The sequence below is a fragment of the Paenibacillus sp. FSL E2-0178 genome (genome assembly GCF_038593005.1).
In the GTDB taxonomy this organism is placed as follows: domain Bacteria; phylum Bacillota; class Bacilli; order Paenibacillales; family Paenibacillaceae; genus Paenibacillus_AQ; species Paenibacillus_AQ phytohabitans.
This window is the reverse complement of sequence record NZ_CP151953.1, coordinates 5,626,282-5,644,606: the sequence shown is the minus strand read 5'-3', so window position 1 is coordinate 5,644,606 and position 18,325 is coordinate 5,626,282. Positions and strand designations below refer to the sequence as shown.

Sequence of the window (18,325 nt, the reverse complement as noted above, 5' to 3'; positions counted from 1 at the left end):
TTATTCTTATTGCTTATTTAGGCTCAACCTCATCCATTGTCATGCGGAACTCCAAATCATTCATATATGTGCTATCCGGGTTCAGGAAAACCATGCCGAAGGAGATATCCTCCCGGCTTCCCCGGACGATGGCAACCAGCCGGTTGATTCCTTTTCTCAAAATGATCTCCCGCTCCGGCTGAGTCACATGCTGACCGTTCATATAGATCTCGTAAGCACATTCTGAGTTCACCCGCAGCCTGCCGGTTCGGATATTCGCAGGTTCCCCGCTGCCGGAGACGGGCGCAGGCAGATGCACGAAGCAGCTCAGAAACAGCGGACGGCCTTCCGGTGCCGGGATCAGCAGCGTTCCGTCTTCGCGCCGTTCTTTTTTCTTCATCCAGCCGTACAGGCCTTCGCCCAGATTGTTCAGGGAGAATTCCGGGTCGGTATAGTAATCCTTCATGGCCTGATAATCGGTATACGGCGGACAGAACAGCGTCATCGCGGCTTTCACCGCCCACTGCGCATCTCCTTTATCCAGCTGCAGCAGCTCATCCGTGAAGGCGGCGCCCAGATTGCCCAGCAGGCGGGTGTACAGCCTCAGGCTTTTGTCACTGCCCGGGTCGGTGAGCAGCTGCGAGCAGATAATCTCACCCTCGCCGACTGCCTGGCGGATCACAAAGACTCCGGGAGCACAGGCCTTGCTGCGGTTCAGCTCGACCAGCGCCAGCCTGCTGTATTCCGCCGTATGCAACCCGGCGAAGTAATCCTTCCAGGCTGTGCCTTCCACGCTGGTGCACAGCACCTCCGCGCCTTGCACCTCCAGCCTGTGACCGGCGAGCTCCCGGTTTACCACGTCCCGGGGCGAGAGATGCACCTTGTCGAACCCGAACAGGTCGACAGGGCTGATCCCGCAGACGGCGGCGTGCGTATAGTCCGCCGCCAGATGATAGGTCCCGTGCGGCGCGATGCGCACGGGGCGGTCCAGCAGGCGGGCAAGCGCCTCCTGCCCGCCGGGTTCTGCAGGCAGCACCAGCACTGTGCTGCCTGCTTGCGCTGCCTGCCGGACGGCTTCCGCCGCGCCCGGGCCGTGCAGCAGTCCGGCCTCCACGGCCAGGAGGCCGGGGTTCAGGCTGGACAAGCCTGCGGCGCTGTCCAGCCTCTGGCCCTTCAGGCGGAGCTTGCCCAGCAAGGCTTCCGCCGCCCCGCCGCTGCGGACCCACACCGCAGCGGGCACCGGTACAGCGGCTGCGTGGACTGCGCGGCCCGCATACTGGAGCAGGCTCCGCAGCAGCAGGCAGGCCTGGGGAATCCGGTGGAGATGATCCATGATCTCCAGCTGATTCGCCAGGAACATGCCGGCTCCGCTCCGGTACTCCAGCAGCGGCGACCACAGATCGCCGCCATCTCCAAAGTCACCCGCGCTGCATTCCAGCAGCAGGGTGAAATCACCGGTCACCGGCTTCTCGAACGCTGCACGGATAATCGGCAGCGGCCCGTCCTCGCGCAGCCCCTCATGCCAGTACATGAGGTCCTCAGCACTCAGACCCTGGAGCACCGGATGCCCATAGTCGCCTGCATGGGCACGGATGAATTCCCTGCGTACCAGCGGGAGCCTGCCGGGGGAGAGGTGAAGCTGTTCCAGCAGCAGTAATCTGCCGCCCCGCTGCACGTAGCTTCTCAGCTTCCGGTCCAGCGCCCCGTCCTTATCCTGCATTCGGCTGCCGACAATCAGCAGTGTCCCGCCCGCAAGCCGCTCTACCGCTTCCGCTTCTGCCCGGACCAGACCGGGCACCAGGGCGCGGATCGCCTCATAGTCCCGGTCAGAGCCTATATAAGAAGCGGGAAGCGCTACTTCTACCGGCTCTGTCTTGCAGCTCCCGGACAGCAGCCGGTAGCTTAACTGAAGCTCATGCTTCAGCTCCGTGCCATGGAACAGCCGGGCAGACAGCACCGCTTCCGCTTCTGCTACTCCTGCTGGTGCTGCTGCCCCATCTCCTACTCTTACTTCTGCCCCATCTCCTGCTCTTGCTCCTGCCCCATCTCCTGCACTTACTTCTGCCCCATCTCCTGCTCTTGCGCCTACGCCTACGCCTTCATCCCCCACTCCTACTCCTTCACCATTGACCGGTTCCGGCATCCATTCCAGCCGGATGCTCCGGCGGGCGGCAGGCTCGTGGCGGAAACGGAACGTCTCGCTATGAACCTCATGTCCGCCTTGCCGGACCGTGCATTCAATAGTCACTTCCTGTTCTGCCAGCGTATCGTTGTAGACATCAAAGCTGCGGCGGACCGGCGCATCATCGAAGAAGCAGCGGTTATATTCGGCGGCAATCATTGTCACCGGCTTGAAGGCTTCAGCCATAATGGCAAAAGCGGGATTGGCCTTGAATGCCGGATATTCCTCCGGCAGCAGCCCGTTGTTCAGGGAAAGAGAGTAAGCCGGAATTACCGCAGGCTTAGGGCCTGGTGTGGTCAGGTCGGCAGGCGGCAGCTGAATATTCCGTTCCGGCATCGCCCGCATGAAATAATGGGCGAAGTTGAAGGTAGAGATACCGGAGACGCCTTGGCGGCGTGCATACTCCACGAACAGCCTTTCCTTCTGGGCCAAGCCGGCAGCACTTGCATCTGAGTCACGGTATGCGTCCAGTCCGACATACATGCTGCTGTTCTGCGGGCAGATGTACCACCATCCGCCATGCTCGCCGAAGGTGAGCGGAACGCTGCGGTCCCACTGCGCGATCGTGCCGTCAATGTTGTAATGGCGGCTCTCCACCTCTGTCCCTTGCTTGGTGACCAACCGGTTATCCCCTTCCACCATAATCGGGCGGGTAGAATCAAGGGCTCTCATCAGCTCCATCAGACCCGGGATATGCTGTTTGTAGGTATCCCGGCCGTCCACCCAGCGCATCTCGTTCTGCACGCTCCACAGAATGACGGACGGGTGATTCTTATCCCGCTGTACCAGCCGCTGCACATGCGTCCGGCAATTGGAGATGAAATCAGGGTGGGCAGCATCCATGGTTTTGCTCGACCCGTAGATTGCTGTCTCATCGACAATCAGCATTCCTTCCTCATCGGCAATCCGCAGATAATCAGCCGGATACGGCTCGGCATGCAGCCGGATGCTGTTGATGCCCGCCTGTCTGCACAGACGGTACCAATTGCGGATATAGTCTTCTGTCTGCTGCGCCGCCCCCTGGAAATGCCAGGAATCGCCCCGCAGGTTAACGGGAATCCCGTTCAGCATGAACTGCGGGCCTTCGCACCAGAACTCCCGGAAGCCGAATACATCGGTCCGCCGGTCAAGGACCTCCCCGTCTGCCTGAAGCTCCAGCTCCAGCTCATATAGAACCGGGTGATCCGGACTCCACAGCACGGCATCCTGCCAGGGCAGCGCAAAAGATGCTCCACCCCACTCCCGGCTGCCGGTGTTCCAGCATAATTGCCGTCCTTCTCCCGCCTGCAAAGGCAGAACATCTACTCCTGCTTCCGCTTCAAGCACCGGCAGCGGCTCTGCACCCTTCACAGGCAGGGTACCGGCCTTCCGTTCCCTGACTTTCAGGAACACCTGCAGCGATTCCACCGCAGGTCCGCCGGATTCCGTCCCAATAAGGGCCTCTACTTCCAGAATGCCCTGCCGGACAGAGGTGCGGATCGTGAGATCCTCCAGCGATACAGGCGGGTAGCCTTCGAGGAAAACATCCTGCCATATTCCCCTTGCGATCCTGCCGAACCACGAACCGGCAAGTCCGGTGATTCTCTCCTCCCCGGAGGGGAGCACCGCCATGTCGAAGCTTCCGCATACCACATGCAGCTGCTGCTCCCGGCCGGGCTTCACCAGCCTGGTGATATCCAGCCGCAACGGCAGATACCCGTCCTCCCAGACGGCAATCCGCTCGCGGTCCAGATATACCGCTGCCTTTTGCATGATTCCATCGAAGCGCAGCACAATCCGCTGCCCCAGCATAGTCTCCGGCACCTGAAAAGAACGGTGCAGCACCCCAGCCTCGGCCGCATCCCATTCTCCCGGGTAGCCGTACACATCAAACGGCACGAAGTTATGGTCCGGTACTTCTCCAAATTTGCTGCCCGCAAGCGTCTTATAGCTGTGGCGCCAGCTCGAAGGCACCTGTATCTTGCGCGCCTCATATTGCAGCCTCTCAGGAAGACTGCGGCAGCGCGGCTGATCGTAGAGCGGCATGAAATCCCATTCGCCGTTCAGGCATATGGATGTGCGCAGCATATTCATTCTCCTTTTCCCCTTTGCGGGAGGGTGATCGTTAAGACAGGCGTAAGCTTTTTCCAGATTTCCTGATCCGGCTCTACATTCTTCCACTTGATAAAATGCGGCTCCATAACCTCTCCCCACTGCTCCGGACGCAGATTCGTTGTGAGTTTCCCCGTATAGGGAGCGGGCTCCACAGTTGCAGGAAGCTCGGAATAAAAGAAGAGCAGGTTCTCATGAAGACCGATGATCCCGTATTTGTCACCGTCTCCCGGGCGCTCCTCCTGATATTGATAATGGTAATAGACATAGCTTGAGACCTGCTCCGGCTTGAGTACTGCCAGCCTGCCGTAGGGAGCCCCTGGAATCTGGTTGCGCTTCCAATGCTGCCCGGACACCGGCTGCTGATAATGAAAAATGTCCATCATCGGCACCCACAGCCGCGGATACCCCCCGCCCGGCCAGACCTTGAGGATCTCCAATGCGCCCGGAAACAGCTGCTCCGGCTGAGCCTCTTTGCCACTGCATTCGTAATATAGAAACAGCCCCTGGCCGTCTTGAAAGATGCTTAGCCAAGAAATGCCCAGCCAGTCCATACGTTCATTAAGCAATTCCACCTGTGAGCCCAAAAAAGCAGCCGGGCCGCAGCCCTCTCTGCATTCGGCTCTATATAAACATCGCTGCATAAATTCCCTCCAACCGTGTGTCATCTTCCTCTTAAGATTAACGCAAACAGCGGAACGGTTCCTTGACGATCATGCCCTTCTTTAGCATAATAACGACATGACAAATAAACTCTATGCACGGGATTTAGGACTCGAGCCTGGCTTTACTTTCCGCATTCAGAAATGCCCGCTGACTCAGGATTATTATGTTCACTGCCATGATTTCTCGGAGCTGGTGGTCATTCTGGAGGGAAGCGCGATTCATATCATTGAAGGAAGGGAGTACCCCGTATCGGCGGGTCAGGTGTTTTTTATCCACAGCGATATTTCGCATGGGTACAAAAATGTGCAGAATATTGAGTACATCAATGTGATGTTCCATCCCGATCAGCTGCTGCAGCTGCCTGAGCTGAAGCTCCTGCCGGGGTTTCAGGCGCTGTTCTATCTGGAGCCGTTCTTCCGCAAAGAGATGTATTTCAAAGGCATGCTCTCCTTGCAGCCCGCGCAGCTGGAAGAGGCTACTGTTCTGCTGGACCGGATTCTGGAGGAGTATGACCGGCAGTCTGACGGCTACCGGCTGATGATCCGTACGTATTTCACCGCGCTTGTCGGCACACTATCACGATATTACCGGCAGAATGGCGGCGGAACGGAGAACAGGGCGCTGCAGATCGGTGAGGCGGTTACCTATATTGAGGAGCATTTCCTGCAGCCTATTTCACTTCAGTCTCTGGCAGATCTGGCTTATATGTCGAAGCGCCAGTTCCTCCGCGTATTCACCCGGAATTATCATACGACGCCCATGGATTATGTCATCCGCAAACGGCTGGAGTATTCCTGCACGCTGCTGCGCAATGCCAGCTTAACCATCTCACAGGTGGCTATGGACAGCGGGTTCCGGGATCATAATTATTATTCCAGGCAATTCAAAAAAGTGTTCCTGTGCACGCCCTCCGAGTACCGGATGCATAAGGCCGGAATGTAGCGGCAGACAAGCGGAAACCTGCAGTTTTCTCAATTTCGGCGCGAAAACCTGAATTTCTGCTGTACAATGTACAACAGATTAAATTTCCAGGCTGATTTAATGTTCTTCTATTGTACAAAGTACAATAGAACCTCCACTCCCCCTTCCATGGGGACAAGTACAAAGAAAGGCGGCAAGGGGAAACTCCCCCTGCCGCCTTTTAAGCTGTATACCCGCCTTTGGGCCTGTGGAATATACATCTTATCCGCCCTTGATCCCCCGGCAAAAGCCGCCCAGGCCCGGTCCGGGTCTAGCCCTGACGCTCGCCATGCGGAGGGCCGCTCCGCTCCTTGCGGTATTCTCCCGGGGTTACGCCCTCCAGCTTCTTGAACACGCGGATGAAGGACATTGGATACAAATACCCCACCCGCTCGGCGATATTCTGGACAGGCTCGGAGGTCTCTGTCAGCAGGCGTTTGGCCTCGTCCATCCGCAGCCGGGCCAGATAATCGACGAAATTCTCACCGATTTCTTCCTTGAATATCCGGCTCAGCGCTTTGGTATTCATCGCGAAGCTGTCGGCGGCATGGGTCAGGGAGAAATCTGGATCGGCGTAATGCAGGGCAATATACTCACGCACCTTGTTAGCCAGCGTATACTGCTCCCGGTTCATCCGCAGGCCGTGCAGCGCCTCCTCTATCTCCTCCAGAGAAGCCAGGAGCTCCCCGCGCAGCTCCTCTATCCATTCGAAGGATTCCGGAGATTGCGGAATTCCGCGCAACCGCCCGTTATTCCATATCCCCTTCATCTCCGGCGGCAGCTCCTGCATCTCCCTGGAGAGGCCAGCCTCCAGCAGCTGCAGCAGGCGGACAATGTCCTCCTTGGAGTAATTGCCGCCTGCCAGCAGCCCGAAGATCCGCTCCATCAGCGGCCTCCACTCGGCGTTCCCGAGCCGGTATAGCTGGGGAACGGCACCGATGGCCTGCACCAGCACATCCATTCCTTCCGCCTGAGGCGGGGGGCTGCCTTCCGCCGGTGCAGCATAGACGCGGTCGGGACCGCCGGTGAGTTTACGCTCCAGCGCACCTGCTGCCTTGCGGTAAGCATCCGATAAGCCGCTGAGACCGGCCGCCGGCCCGCTGATACCAAAGGTTACCGTGAATTTGAGATGCTGCTTCACCCAGGAGCGGGCACTCTCGGCAATCATCAGCGGCTTCTCGGCACCATCAGCCGTTGCTCCAGCGGCGGAACGGCGGAAGAGCAGCCCGAGACGCCCCGGTCCAATCCACTCTGTCCAGAGCGGTTCCCCTTCTTTCTCGGCGATCTCCTGAATCACACTGCGGAGGGTGAATTTGAACAACGACTGATCACGGGCAGAGTAATCTGCAGCAAAAGCCTCATAGAAATCGATCTCGGCAATGCCCACAACCGCGCCTGCAAATTCACCTTTCATTCCAATCCGCTCCGATTCCCGGCTCCATATTTCTGCAGACACCTGACCGCTGTTCTCCAGCAGCTCTTTGAACAACTGATTCCGCCTGTGCAGGATTCCTTCGGCCTGCTGCTTCTCATAGCTGTTCGTCTGCTCAATCAGACTCTCCAGTGCATGGCCGATGAAAGAAAATTCATCATCCCCCTTACTCTGCGGCTTCCAGCCGGAGGAACGGTCCGCTCCGAACGTGTAAATCCGGCTCATTACCTGCTCAATCGGACGGTAATTCCGGTGGCTGATATACGTCATGGCCGCAATCCCGCCGAAGACCGCCGCAAAGCCCAGAATCGCCCAGACATTAGAGAAGGCTGACAGCAGCGAGAAGGCCTCTGCGCGCGCCATTCCAACCTTAATTGTCCAGCCGGTATAGGAAGACATGCGGCTTACCGCCTGCTCCTGAGCCTGCGGGTCTGAGCAGGTATCCGCCCCTGCAAAAGCGCGCCCTCCGGCATCCTTCAGGCAGATCTCCGTATTCGCCATGTTCATATCCTGAATCAGCGCCTGCAGAGACTGCTTCCGCACGTTAATGACAATCAATCCCTGCTCACCGGAGAAATAAGGCACCTGCTCCACCAGCGAAATGACTGATTTGGGCTGATCCTCCCCGGAGAAAAGCTGCAAATCACGGATTCCGCTCCAGACAGGGCCGCCCGTATTCTTCATCGCTGTCTCAATAAAGCTGCGGTCCCCGAAATCCGGCAGACTGGACGAGAAATGCTGCATCAGCACTTTGCCGTCGGCCGCACGGTACAAATAGACCGAATCGATCATCGGCAGCGGCGACATGAAATCCAGCAGCACCTCCGTTACCCCGTAATCATGATAAGGGTCAAGCTGCCCCGGGCGGTCAAAATAACTGCTCACCTGATCATCCAGCAGCAGGCTTTTGATCGTTGTAGTCTCCAGGTTGCGGAGGGTGGTATCCACGATCTGCAGCACATTCTCTGCGTATACACCGTTTGCCTTGGCCGTCTGTCTCTCCATTACTTCATTCAAGGTCAGGAAAAAGAGGATAATCAGGCAAAATACCACAGCAAACAGGATCGGCAGATAGGAAAGAATCAGTCGGTACAGCCATTTCTTATGCATCGGTGTCATCCCCTGTAAGTCCAGATGTTGGCTATCGCTTAAGTGATATTGACTACGGGGCCGGGTTCATAAGTGTAGTCTGTTCAGTACCCCAGTTCTGTGCTCGCATTGCGGGAGATCAGCCCGAAGTATCCCGCTTCTCCAATCGCTCCTGCGGTGGTGTCCAGATAGTTAAAGATCTGCACCCCGTCAACCTTCAGGATCAGGCGCACACCCCCGGATTCTTGAAAAGCGCCAAGCTGAACGCGGCTCTGCTCCCCGAAGGTTATGGCTGTATTCGGAATGGCCGGCCCGCCCAGACTGGTCAGGCCGTCAATCTTGCCGTAGATCACGGTCCGCACCCCTTCGTTGAAGCGGTGCAGCTCAATACCCGATGTCCCTATAACCACCAGGTACATACTACCGGTACTATAGCTCAGTTCCTTGCTCTGATTATTCAGCATCAGGGCATACCAATTGGACGAGACCGCGCTGTCATTAATCTTCATATTGAAATCCAGCAGCTCATTCTGGTATTTGCGGTTCTGGTAAATGACATGGCCTCCGGGAGCCCGCAGAGTAAGTTTGTCTGCTCCGGTCTCCTTCAGCCCGTTGGCGGTGGCCGATACATACCAGCCCTCCGGGTCCTGCAGTTCCGCCATCAGGGTATGATCGTAGGTGCTGGCCTCATTCCACACCTTAACCTCATATTGTCCCTGCGTCACCGTGCCAAGATAACCGGCCGACAGCGTCAGGGTTGCCGATCCGGTCTGATGCGCCGTTAACAGGCCGTTCCCGCTGACACTGACGATGGAAGGATCACTGCTCGTATAACTGACCTCCTCCAGCTCCTCGCGGTTGCCGAACAGCGTCTCGCCGTAAGGCTGCAGCTGCATGTCCGCACCTTCATGAACATATGCCACATTACCGTCATGCCCCTCCAGGCGGACAACGACTAAGGTGTCTCCCACGAATACATCCGTGGTGATTGTCCGCAGGATGGAGCCGTTAATGATGCTTACGATAAGCTTCGTCTGCCCCTGGCTGAGTCCCGTCACCTCACCCGTGGTATTAACTGAGGCCACGGAGGGATCAAGAATGCTGTAATAGAAGCTGCTGGTTTCCGTGCCCAGCGGCCTGTCTTTGCCGTCCAGCGCTTGAATGGGTGCAAGTTCGCTCCCTCCAATAGCCAGCTTCAGCGAATCCAGCTTCCAGCGGCTGACCTGCCCTTCTGCTGCCCCGGCATATTCCGGCTGAAGCCCGGCCTGGTCAATGATCGTCATTGCCGCCTGAGGCCACTCTGCATCCGGTTGGACCGTATTGTCCGCAAACAGAACATTGCGCCCGTTGTTGGTATACCCGTCCGTGGTTGTATAGTTGTTCACGAAATCCACGTCATGGATCGTCGGCACATAGGCCATCGCCCAGCGGAGCGGTGAATGCCACAGCGGCGTATCCTTCAGGTCGATCACATTTTGCTCAAATTTCCAGTAGGCGGAGCCTTCATCCGTGTATAAGGCGGAGTTCCCGTCCATCTGGTTGCGGATGTAATTGCCGATGACCAGATTTTTCTCACCAGCTGTGGCTCCGGTAGGTCCAAGACTGTAGATGGCTCCTCCATCACGCAAGCCCATTCCCATGAGATCATAGATCAGATTATTCTGAATCTTCACGTTCCGGGTAGCGGCATCGAACAGCTTATCCCAGCCATAGCCGATATGCGTTCCGCTGTAGGGCAGATTGTACATTTCATTATGGCTGATGTCCATATCTACCGGATACCCCGCAGAAACGGCGGATGCCGATTTGTAGTCAATGCCAATATCATGAATGATATTGTTCAGCACATCATTATTTTTCATCAGCAGCCTGTGGTCAGCCGGGTGGTAGATCATGCGGTCCGAGGAATCCGGCTGGCCCACGTTCAGAGCGCTGCCTGAGATATCGTAGAAGTGGTTGCCTTCAATTAAGCTGTTCTGAACACCGTTCTGCATCCGTACCGCCGTAATGCCGAGCTTGGTAAATTCATTGCTGCGGAAATTCACGGTATTAGCCAGCTCCAGCATCACCGCCGCATCAGTCAGCTCATCGGGAATGGACGGATAACGCAGATGGTTATTCTGCGAATCGGAATGTCCCGCTGCCGTACTGGGGCGGTTCCAGGTGGTATACATAAACTTCAGGCCTTCAAAATTCAGATTGCGCACAGGTTCATCAGCCGATATCCCGTACACGGTAGCAAGCTGCTCCAGCACCGGAACTATAACGTCAGCCGTTGACAGATCCTCCCAGGCACGCGGCTTGTAGTACAGCATGCCTTCTACCCGGTTGTAGTACCATTCTCCGGGCTCATCCAGCAGTTCAAACGCATTCTCGTAATATACAGGTACCGTTGCCGAAGTTAATCCCCGGTTAAAGACTGCGCTCCGGCCCGGCTCCTGGAGGCCGATCTGCGCTTTGCCGCCGGATGAAGTTATAGACTCCACCTTGATCCGGGAATTCGTCCACAGCTCGTTGAATACCATTTCCATATCGCTAGTATTGCCCCATCCGGCCAGCTCTGTATTATCGGAGGTATAGCCGGTTGCAGTCTTCACCGGATTCACGAGTCCCGCGGCGCTCCGTGCCCGGACCGCCCGGATACCATCCACGAACAGCTGGCGTGTCGTAAGGCCGGTTCCGGCATTCGCCCGGTAGATGCCCTTGGCACTGTCAAACATTGTCCAGCCCGTAATAGTCCGTCCGCCGCTGATGGCCGCCTGCTCTCCGGGATAGCTGCGGTAAGTGACAAAATACCCGTTCGTCCCGGAATCCTCCGGTGTGAATTCCAGCGGTTCCGTCAGGATATAGGTCCCTTCCCGCAGATTCACAACGATGTCCGAGTCCATATCATCATTCAGCTGGCGTACGGCGGCCTGGGCCCGGGCAATTGTCCGGAAGGGCGATGCTTCTGTCCCGTCATTGCTGTCGTATCCGCCGGGAGCAACATACAGCTCCTGGCCGGTTGTCCGGCCGGTCACAGTAACGGAAGTCTCGGCGCGCACGCTCCCGGTCTCATCCGTGACAAAGGCTGTAGTCATTCCGGCGCTTATCCCCGTCAGCTCTCCGTAGCGGTCAATCACGGCAATGCTCTCGTCCTCCGTTCCCCACTGGATACCTGTATCCGTATTGTCCAGTGGAGTTACCGAGGCATGTAACAGCACACGGGAGCCTTCGAGAACCGCCTGCTCCAGCGGAGCCAGCACGATGTCCGTGATCGGATCTTCATACACGGCTACCGTAGCCGTTACTGCCGGAAGCCCCTCATTCGGCTGTGCCGTAACCGTCGTAATTCCCTGGCGGATGCCTGTCACAAGGCCATTCCCGTCCACTGTTGCCACCTCTTCGCTGCCGGTAGACCAGACAGCCGTCTGATCCGTAGCATCCGCAGGTGTGAACTGGAGCGGCAAGGGCAGCTTGGCGCCTCTCCGCAGCTCGTAATTCTCTTGAGAGAAGGCTGCACTTTCCGCTCGTTTGTATCCGCTTACAATAAAATTGTCAAAGCCTATCTTGCCTATGCTGTCTTTATAGAACCCCATATAGAAGGAGGTTAACGCTGCGCCCTCTGCCATCGGTTCCTTCGTCAGCAGCCTGCTGCCGTCAATGGAAAGATCGAAGCTGTGGCTGCCGCCGTCGAGCGCCAGGCGCACATCATACCATACGCCTGCCGAAATCGGCAGCACGGAGGTCCAGGAGCCGGCGCCTTTTTTCATATAGCTGATCGCGCCATTGTTAATGGCGAACTTCACTAGCGGAACAGCACCGCTCTGCGGGGTAGGCAGGTAGATCACCGCTCCCGTCTGCTCTGCCCGGAACGAATAGCTTAACATGCTTCTGTACGTAACATCCGTAACGGATCTGCTTATACTGTAGCTGCTTGCCGTTTTGGCCGCCTGATGGATCTCCAGCAGCTTGCCGGCATAGCCTTCCCAGGACTGCACAGCAACACTCACACCCTGCGGCGGCGTCTTGATCGTCCATCCGGCCGGCTTCGTGCCGAGACCATAGGATTCGAATGTCTCCTCCAGCTTATATGTGCTGTCCGCCCGGGCGACAGAGCCCAAATCTGCGGGGAGAAGGCCCATCAGCAGAATCATAATGATAACGCATACAAAAAATGGTTTCCGGCTTGATTTTCTCATAATAGCCACCTTTCCGTATGGAAGCAAGTATAGCGGTTCTAGTACAACATTAGGGCTACAGAAGTGAATTCACTCAACCATGTGCAAAAGTTTATAAAGTTCAGTTTGAAGTGAACCTTCAGTGATATCAATGATAGTTGTATAATGTGCAATTAAAAACAGTCAAAAGGCAGGCTTGCCTCTTATAGCTGTAGTCTGTACAACTAAATCTGCCCGAATGGGTGAAGCCAAGGTACAAATGGCAGTTTAATTGTATGAAATACAACTAAACAGATATTCGGTGGTACATCAGGCGATTTAGTTGTACAAAGTGCAATTAAGAGTAAGCATACGTCATTCATTACATTAATCAGCTTGAACTCTGTTGTCACGGTGCGTAAGGATCAACAGTGAGCTGTACCACCGGCAGATTGCCCGCCGCCAGCACAATCTCCCGCGCCCGGGCCCAAGGCTCCCGCGGCACCTCACGGTCATCCGTCTCGTAGTCATCGATCCGCACCGTATCCAGCAGTCTGCGGACATCGCCCGCTTCCGCAGCCTCGTCCAGACATACCACCGCCCAGCCCGCTTCCAGGCGGGGCTGCGCCAGAACGGTGCTGTCACCAGAGTAGAGGACCTGGCGGAGCCTGATCCTCCCTTCCTCCCGCACCACCGTGACGGGCAGTGCGGCGCGCGCCTCCGCCCCGGCACAAATACCCCTCAGCGCCGTGACCGCCACCGCACAGCCCGGATAATGCAGCACCAGCCATTCCCGGTCTCCGGCTGTATTCATTACACGCGCTATCTCTCCGTCATAGCGGTGGATGACCCATTCATCCGCAAGCTCCGCTGCCCGGTTATGCAGCCGGGTCATACTGCGGACCACCAGCAGGGCATTCCCCTGCTGGGCCGAACGTGTCTCCACCTCCGGGTACAGCGGTTCTGCGAACAGCGCAGGCATCAGATAGGCCGTGCGGTAATCCTCCGCCGGATGCGTACGCACCGCAGCGGAATCATCCACGTACCAGCGGAGATATGACACCTGCTGGTCCCTTACGCTGAAGCTGACCGGGAAGCTCTGCCAGCCCAGCCCCCAGGTGGGATGCTGGTAGCTTCCGGGCATGACCGGGAAGCGGTTGATGCTGCCCAGACGGGTATGCTGTCCGATCCAGCTATAGGAACGGGAGGCGTCGAAGATCCGCTCCTCAAGAACCCTGGGCACAGGCTGCGCAGACGGAGAGTCTTCTCCCTGAAGGAAATCATCTTCGAACAGGAGCAGCGTTGCCGCATCATTAAGCGAGAATTTCTGCTCCGCCAGGCGGCCCAGCCCCGTCACACCCGCAATCGGCCACAGCAGGCTCGGCCGTTTCGTCTCTCCCCGGAAGTTGTAGCTGCGGATGGATGGAACCAGTTCCTCCCCGTCATGGAAGACAAGAATGTTCTTCAGTGCATCCATCCGCTCTGACAGCCGTCCGGCGAGCTCCCGGTCATGCTCCTGCAGAACAGAACCGGCAATCCTCAGCGCGTTCATCATCACTCCTTGATAGACCAGGCTGATGTTCTCCCCCCAGCCCCAGCCCCGGCGGACCGTATATTCTTCCCATCTGCGGAAGTAAGCGGTTGCGGTCTGCAGATACTCAGGCTCCCCCAGGAAGTGGGCGATGGCCAGCAGCATGGCTCCGTCGCTCATCGTCTTGTTCGGGTAGAACAGCTCCGGTGTCCTGCATTCCCGGGAGAACCAGGCCGCCGCATGGCTGAACATCCGCCGGATCACCTCCAGGTGATTGGCCGGCAAAACACCGGGATCACAGAGGCGTACAACGACAAGCGGCATGAGGATAAAAAACGCCGCATTGGAATCCTGAATCACGCTCTCCTCCCGGTACCAGAGGAACCCTCCGTAATCCGCATGCTCCGGGTCTGTAAACTGCAGCCCGGCAATCGCTTCAAGCATCTCCAGCCCTGCCGCCTCATCTATCCGGCCCAGCAATGTGCCGTAAGCATAATACCCTGCCGAGAACCGGGCTTCGTGGCAGTACGGCAGCTTGGAAACCTGCCGGGTATGACCCGGCCAGTCATAGCGGACCAGCCCCTCCTCGACCACAATATCCTCCGAGGCAGCCGCAAAGCTCTGCTCCAGAATCTGTCTAACCTGATTATTCAACTCCGCCGCCCCCTGTGTTAAGATTCACATTTATTCGACTGCGCTCAATTGCTCGCCCATCTCATAAATATCCTTCAGCATAATGGCATCCGCTTTATTGTCCTGATACCAGGTTGCATAGAACTCATCGACCTTGGGTCCGCCTGCCTTGTTCCAGACACCCTTGGCTTCCTCAATGAACTGGTCCACCGAAGCCGGATCGGAGCTGACGATGGCCTGCATGGCCCGGTCGAGGATCGTTTTATTCGCATTGGTGTTGATCTGGGTCAGATCCTGCGGAAGCAGCGGCAGAAAGGCCTTTTGCGTAATGCCGACGATCGGACGGTCCGGGTTCATGTACAGCTTCTCGGCCATTTCATAGATTGCGATGAAATCCTGCTCAGCCGGTGTAGGGTTCACCTTGTTCTTCAGCCCGTAATTCTTGCCGATCAGCGGAGTGAGCATGCCCATATCGCGGTTGTATTCCAGCTCCTTCTTGTTCTTCTCCGGATCGATCACCTCAGCGCGGCCGTCGGCTGTCTTGTTGTAATGCACGCCTTCGATACCGTTCTGAATCGTGGTGGTGTATTTCTCTGTGACCATGAAATCAATCATCTTCATCACGGATTCAGGGTCTTTGGCTGACGCATTCACCATCCCGGTCATCTGGATCGGAGAGGTCAGCGTCGGACTGAACTGGCCGAATTCCGTCGTCGGCAAGGCAATCGGAATTACCTCAGCTTCCGGGAAGTTCTTCTTAAGCGTCTCATAGGTGCTGACATCGGCACCGTTGCCGCCGTAAATCCCCAGCTTGCCGGAGATCCAGTCCTGCTTCTGCTTCTCGCCGTTCTTATCGGTGACGAAGTCCTTATCCACCACACCCGCTGCATACAGCTCCTTCTGGAAGGAGATTGCCGCCTTGATCCGGTCCCAGTCATGCACAACCTTGTCATTCTCCAGTACCCAAGGATATTGGTCTTCGCCGAACAGCGTAAACCCGGTGCCGAACATGTTGTTCAGGATAATCCCGGCTACAAAGCTGAGTCCGGTTCCCTGCGTATCATCTTTGCCGTTGCCGTCCGGGTCCTGCTCAGTGAACGCTTTTGCCACCTTCAGCAGCTCCTCCGGGGTAGCGGGAACCTCTAAGTTCAGCTTCTTCAGCCAGTCATTGCGGATAAACAGGTAATGCTGCGGACCGAACTGGATCGGACGCCCCACCGTGTACAGCTTGCCGTCTGCCATCGTGCCTGCCTTGCGCAGCGCCGGATACTTCTCCAGCATCGCCTTATATTCTGTACTGCTGCCCGCAATCAGGTCATCCAGCGGCAGGAGCTGCTTCTGGTTGTAAAGCTGTCCCTGGTAAGCGGTATCAAATTCAAAGATCAGGTCAGGGGCAGACTTCGATGCGAACAGCACATTGAACTTCTGCAGGGATTCAAAGCGCGGAACCGTAACGTATTTGACATTCACCGGCCCGTTCTCATTGACCCATTTCGTCCAGCGGTTGTCGCTCATCGTCCCCTCTTCTGCAGGGACTGTGCCACGGTCATACAAAGATACCGTGATGGACTCACGTTTCTCGGGGGTATCTCCCTTGTTTGAGTCTCCGCCCTGCGTGGCGGCATTATTGCCGCCGCAGCCTGCGACAGCGATAGCGAGCATCAGGGATGCTGCACCGGCAGCAGTTGTTTTTCTAAGCCAAATGGGTTTGGACATATGAATGTGACCCTCCTATAATGATGTTCTTGTACTTACGGATATGAGCAGCAATGATCAGCCTTTGATGGCCCCGATGGTTACACCTTTGACAAAATACCGCTGCAGCAGCGGATACACAATCAGCATCGGAATGACCATAACCATAATCCCGGCGGCCTTGATGCCCTCCGGTGTAATATTGACGACCTCCTGCGAGTTCATGGTATTCAGCTCCTGCAGGACGGCCTGGCTCTTCACCATCTGCTGGATGAGCACCGTCAGATTGATTTTCTCCGGACTGTTCATATAGATCATTACATTGAAGAACGAGTTCCAGTAATACACGCCGTAAAAGAGTCCGATCGTCGCCAGCACAGGCAGGGACAGCGGAAGAATAATCCCCGCCAGCAGCCGCCATTCGCCGGAGCCGTCAATTCTGGCCGCTTCCACCAGCTCCTCGGGAATGTTCTCGAAAAAGGAACGCATGATCATCATATTATAAGTGCTGACCAGGGCCGGCAGCCAAAGTGCCGCGTAGGAATCCACCAGCCCGAGACTGCTGACCACGAGATAGGTCGGGATCAGGCCGCCTGTAAACAGCATCGTGAACACAATCGCCAGCGTCAGCGTGCGTCTTCCGTAGAAATCACGGCGGGACAAGGGATAGGCGGCGAAGATCGTGAACAGCATGCTGGCCGCCACACCGACCAGGGTAATCAGGAGACTGTTGCCAAAGGCACGCACCACCGGCGTTCCCTCGAAGAGCATGGTATAAGAGCTAAATGTGAACTCCACCGGCCATAGGGTGACAAAACCGGAGAGCACCGCGTCCTTGCCGCTTAAGGACAGGGAGGCGAGATGGAGCAGCGGCAGCAGACAGAGAATGCCTGCGAGCGTCAGCAGCAGATAATTGAAGCCGTAGAATACTTTTTCACCTTTTGTACTTTGCATAGTGTCCTCCTGTTACCACAAGCCTTTATTGAAACGCCGGGCAATGGCATTGGATATCAGCACCAGAGTCAGCGCTACGAGGGAATCGAACATTCCCAGTGCAGCCGTCAGGCTGAACTGCCCTCCCTGTAGTCCAATCGCGTAGATGTACGTACTTATAACCTCGGAGATCCCCGATACAATCGAGTTCTGGAGCACATACACATGGTCGAAGCCTACCTCCATCACCCGTCCCATGGCGAGAATCAGCATAATGACAATGGTCGGGCTGATCCCGGGCAGTGTGATGTTGCGGATCTGCTTCCATTTGCCTGCTCCGTCCATACTCGCCGCTTCATAGAGGCTGGGGTCAATGGACGTCAGTGCAGCCAGATAGATAATCGCATTGAAGCCCGCATCCTTCCAGATTCCCGAACCGAGGAAGATCGATACCCAGGACCATTCTTTGAAGAGGAACGGAAACGGCTTGCCGGACAGCTTCTCGACCAGCACATTGGCCACCCCGGTCTGGGCAAAGATCGTCACTACCAGTCCGCCTACAATGACCCAGGAGAAGAAATAGGGCAGATACACCAGCGTCTGGACCGATTTTTTGAAAAACTTGTTCCGGACTTCATTCAGCATAATTGCAAGCGCTATCGGAAACGGAAAGCTGACCAGCACTGACAATATACTGAGCACAAGCGTATTGCGGATAATCTGCACCGATTGCGCCTGGGTGAACAGATTGGTGAAATTGTCCATGCCGACCCACTGGCTGCCCCATACCCCCTCGTAGAAGGTATAATTTTTGAAGGCAATGACCAGTCCCAGCATGGGCGTATATTTGAAAATAATATAGAACGCGATGACCGGAACGAACATGACCCACAGCGGCAAATTGTTCTTGAACCGGCGGGTCTGCCAGAAGCGCTTGCTTCCCGTCTTCCGCAGAGTATCCATCCGCAGCACCGCTTCGCTGGCTCCATTCGCTT

The 18,325-nt window shown here is 56.5% G+C and carries 9 protein-coding genes; 1 reads left to right on the top strand and 8 read right to left on the bottom strand.

Annotation, left to right across the window (positions count from 1 at the left end):
- Nucleotides 1-13: 13 nt before the first annotated feature.
- Together MHI42_RS24685 and MHI42_RS24680 are read right to left on the bottom strand one after the other, a co-directional pair.
- The gene (locus MHI42_RS24685) at nt 14-4,234 is read right to left on the bottom strand and encodes a glycoside hydrolase family 2 TIM barrel-domain containing protein (RefSeq protein WP_342420935.1); all 4,221 of its coding nucleotides are present in this window, start codon (nt 4,232-4,234) and stop codon (nt 14-16) included.
- A complete protein-coding gene (locus tag MHI42_RS24680) occupies nt 4,231-4,896 on the bottom strand; it encodes a hypothetical protein (RefSeq protein WP_342420934.1) in 666 nt (221 codons plus the stop codon). Before MHI42_RS24680 ends, MHI42_RS24685 begins: the two co-directional genes overlap by 4 nt.
- A 97-nt stretch (nt 4,897-4,993) precedes the next feature.
- On the opposite strand from MHI42_RS24680, the gene MHI42_RS24675 reads away from it, so the two are divergent.
- Nucleotides 4,994-5,860 (top strand): AraC family transcriptional regulator, encoded by an 867-nt coding sequence (locus MHI42_RS24675; RefSeq protein WP_342420933.1) that lies wholly within the window; start codon nt 4,994-4,996, stop codon nt 5,858-5,860.
- Nucleotides 5,861-6,149: 289 nt separating this feature from the next.
- Here the strand turns inward: MHI42_RS24675 and MHI42_RS24670 are convergent, their stop codons facing one another.
- The 6 genes from MHI42_RS24670 to MHI42_RS24645 all read right to left on the bottom strand — a co-directional run bounded on the left by MHI42_RS24670 (nt 6,150) and on the right by MHI42_RS24645 (nt 18,293).
- Nucleotides 6,150-8,420, bottom strand: coding sequence for a helix-turn-helix domain-containing protein (locus MHI42_RS24670; protein WP_342420932.1), 2,271 nt, complete (start codon nt 8,418-8,420; stop codon nt 6,150-6,152).
- A gap of 83 nt (nt 8,421-8,503) precedes the next feature.
- A complete protein-coding gene (locus MHI42_RS24665; protein ID WP_342420931.1) occupies nt 8,504-12,535 on the bottom strand; it encodes an Ig-like domain-containing protein in 4,032 nt (1,343 codons plus the stop codon).
- A gap of 412 nt (nt 12,536-12,947) precedes the next feature.
- Entirely contained in the window at nt 12,948-14,723 is a 1,776-nt protein-coding gene (locus tag MHI42_RS24660) for a hypothetical protein (RefSeq protein ID WP_342420930.1), read from the bottom strand.
- Nucleotides 14,724-14,753: 30 nt separating this feature from the next.
- Nucleotides 14,754-16,418 carry an extracellular solute-binding protein gene (locus MHI42_RS24655; RefSeq protein WP_342420929.1) on the bottom strand — a complete coding sequence of 555 codons (1,665 nt, stop codon included), beginning with the start codon at nt 16,416-16,418 and terminating at the stop codon, nt 14,754-14,756.
- A gap of 57 nt (nt 16,419-16,475) precedes the next feature.
- Nucleotides 16,476-17,351 carry a carbohydrate ABC transporter permease gene (locus tag MHI42_RS24650; protein WP_342420928.1) on the bottom strand — a complete coding sequence of 292 codons (876 nt, stop codon included), beginning with the start codon at nt 17,349-17,351 and terminating at the stop codon, nt 16,476-16,478.
- A 12-nt stretch (nt 17,352-17,363) separates the two neighbouring features.
- On the bottom strand, nt 17,364-18,293 hold the full coding sequence (locus MHI42_RS24645; RefSeq protein ID WP_042243556.1) for an ABC transporter permease subunit: 930 nt from the start codon (nt 18,291-18,293) through the stop codon (nt 17,364-17,366).
- Nucleotides 18,294-18,325 lie beyond the last annotated feature (32 nt).

What these genes read in the sequence shown, in the direction of transcription:
- MHI42_RS24645 (WP_042243556.1), bottom strand. Translation starts at nt 18,293, where the DNA reads ATGGATACTCTGCGGAAGACGGGAAGCAAGCGCTTCTGGCAGACCCGC.
- MHI42_RS24680 (WP_342420934.1), bottom strand. Translation starts at nt 4,896, where the DNA reads ATGCAGCGATGTTTATATAGAGCCGAATGCAGAGAGGGCTGCGGCCCG.
- MHI42_RS24655 (WP_342420929.1), bottom strand. Translation starts at nt 16,418, where the DNA reads ATGTCCAAACCCATTTGGCTTAGAAAAACAACTGCTGCCGGTGCAGCA.
- MHI42_RS24685 (WP_342420935.1), bottom strand. Translation starts at nt 4,234, where the DNA reads ATGAATATGCTGCGCACATCCATATGCCTGAACGGCGAATGGGATTTC.
- MHI42_RS24665 (WP_342420931.1), bottom strand. Translation starts at nt 12,535, where the DNA reads ATGATTCTGCTGATGGGCCTTCTCCCCGCAGATTTGGGCTCTGTCGCC.
- MHI42_RS24675 (WP_342420933.1), top strand. Translation starts at nt 4,994, where the DNA reads ATGACAAATAAACTCTATGCACGGGATTTAGGACTCGAGCCTGGCTTT.
- MHI42_RS24670 (WP_342420932.1), bottom strand. Translation starts at nt 8,420, where the DNA reads ATGCATAAGAAATGGCTGTACCGACTGATTCTTTCCTATCTGCCGATC.
- MHI42_RS24650 (WP_342420928.1), bottom strand. Translation starts at nt 17,351, where the DNA reads ATGCAAAGTACAAAAGGTGAAAAAGTATTCTACGGCTTCAATTATCTG.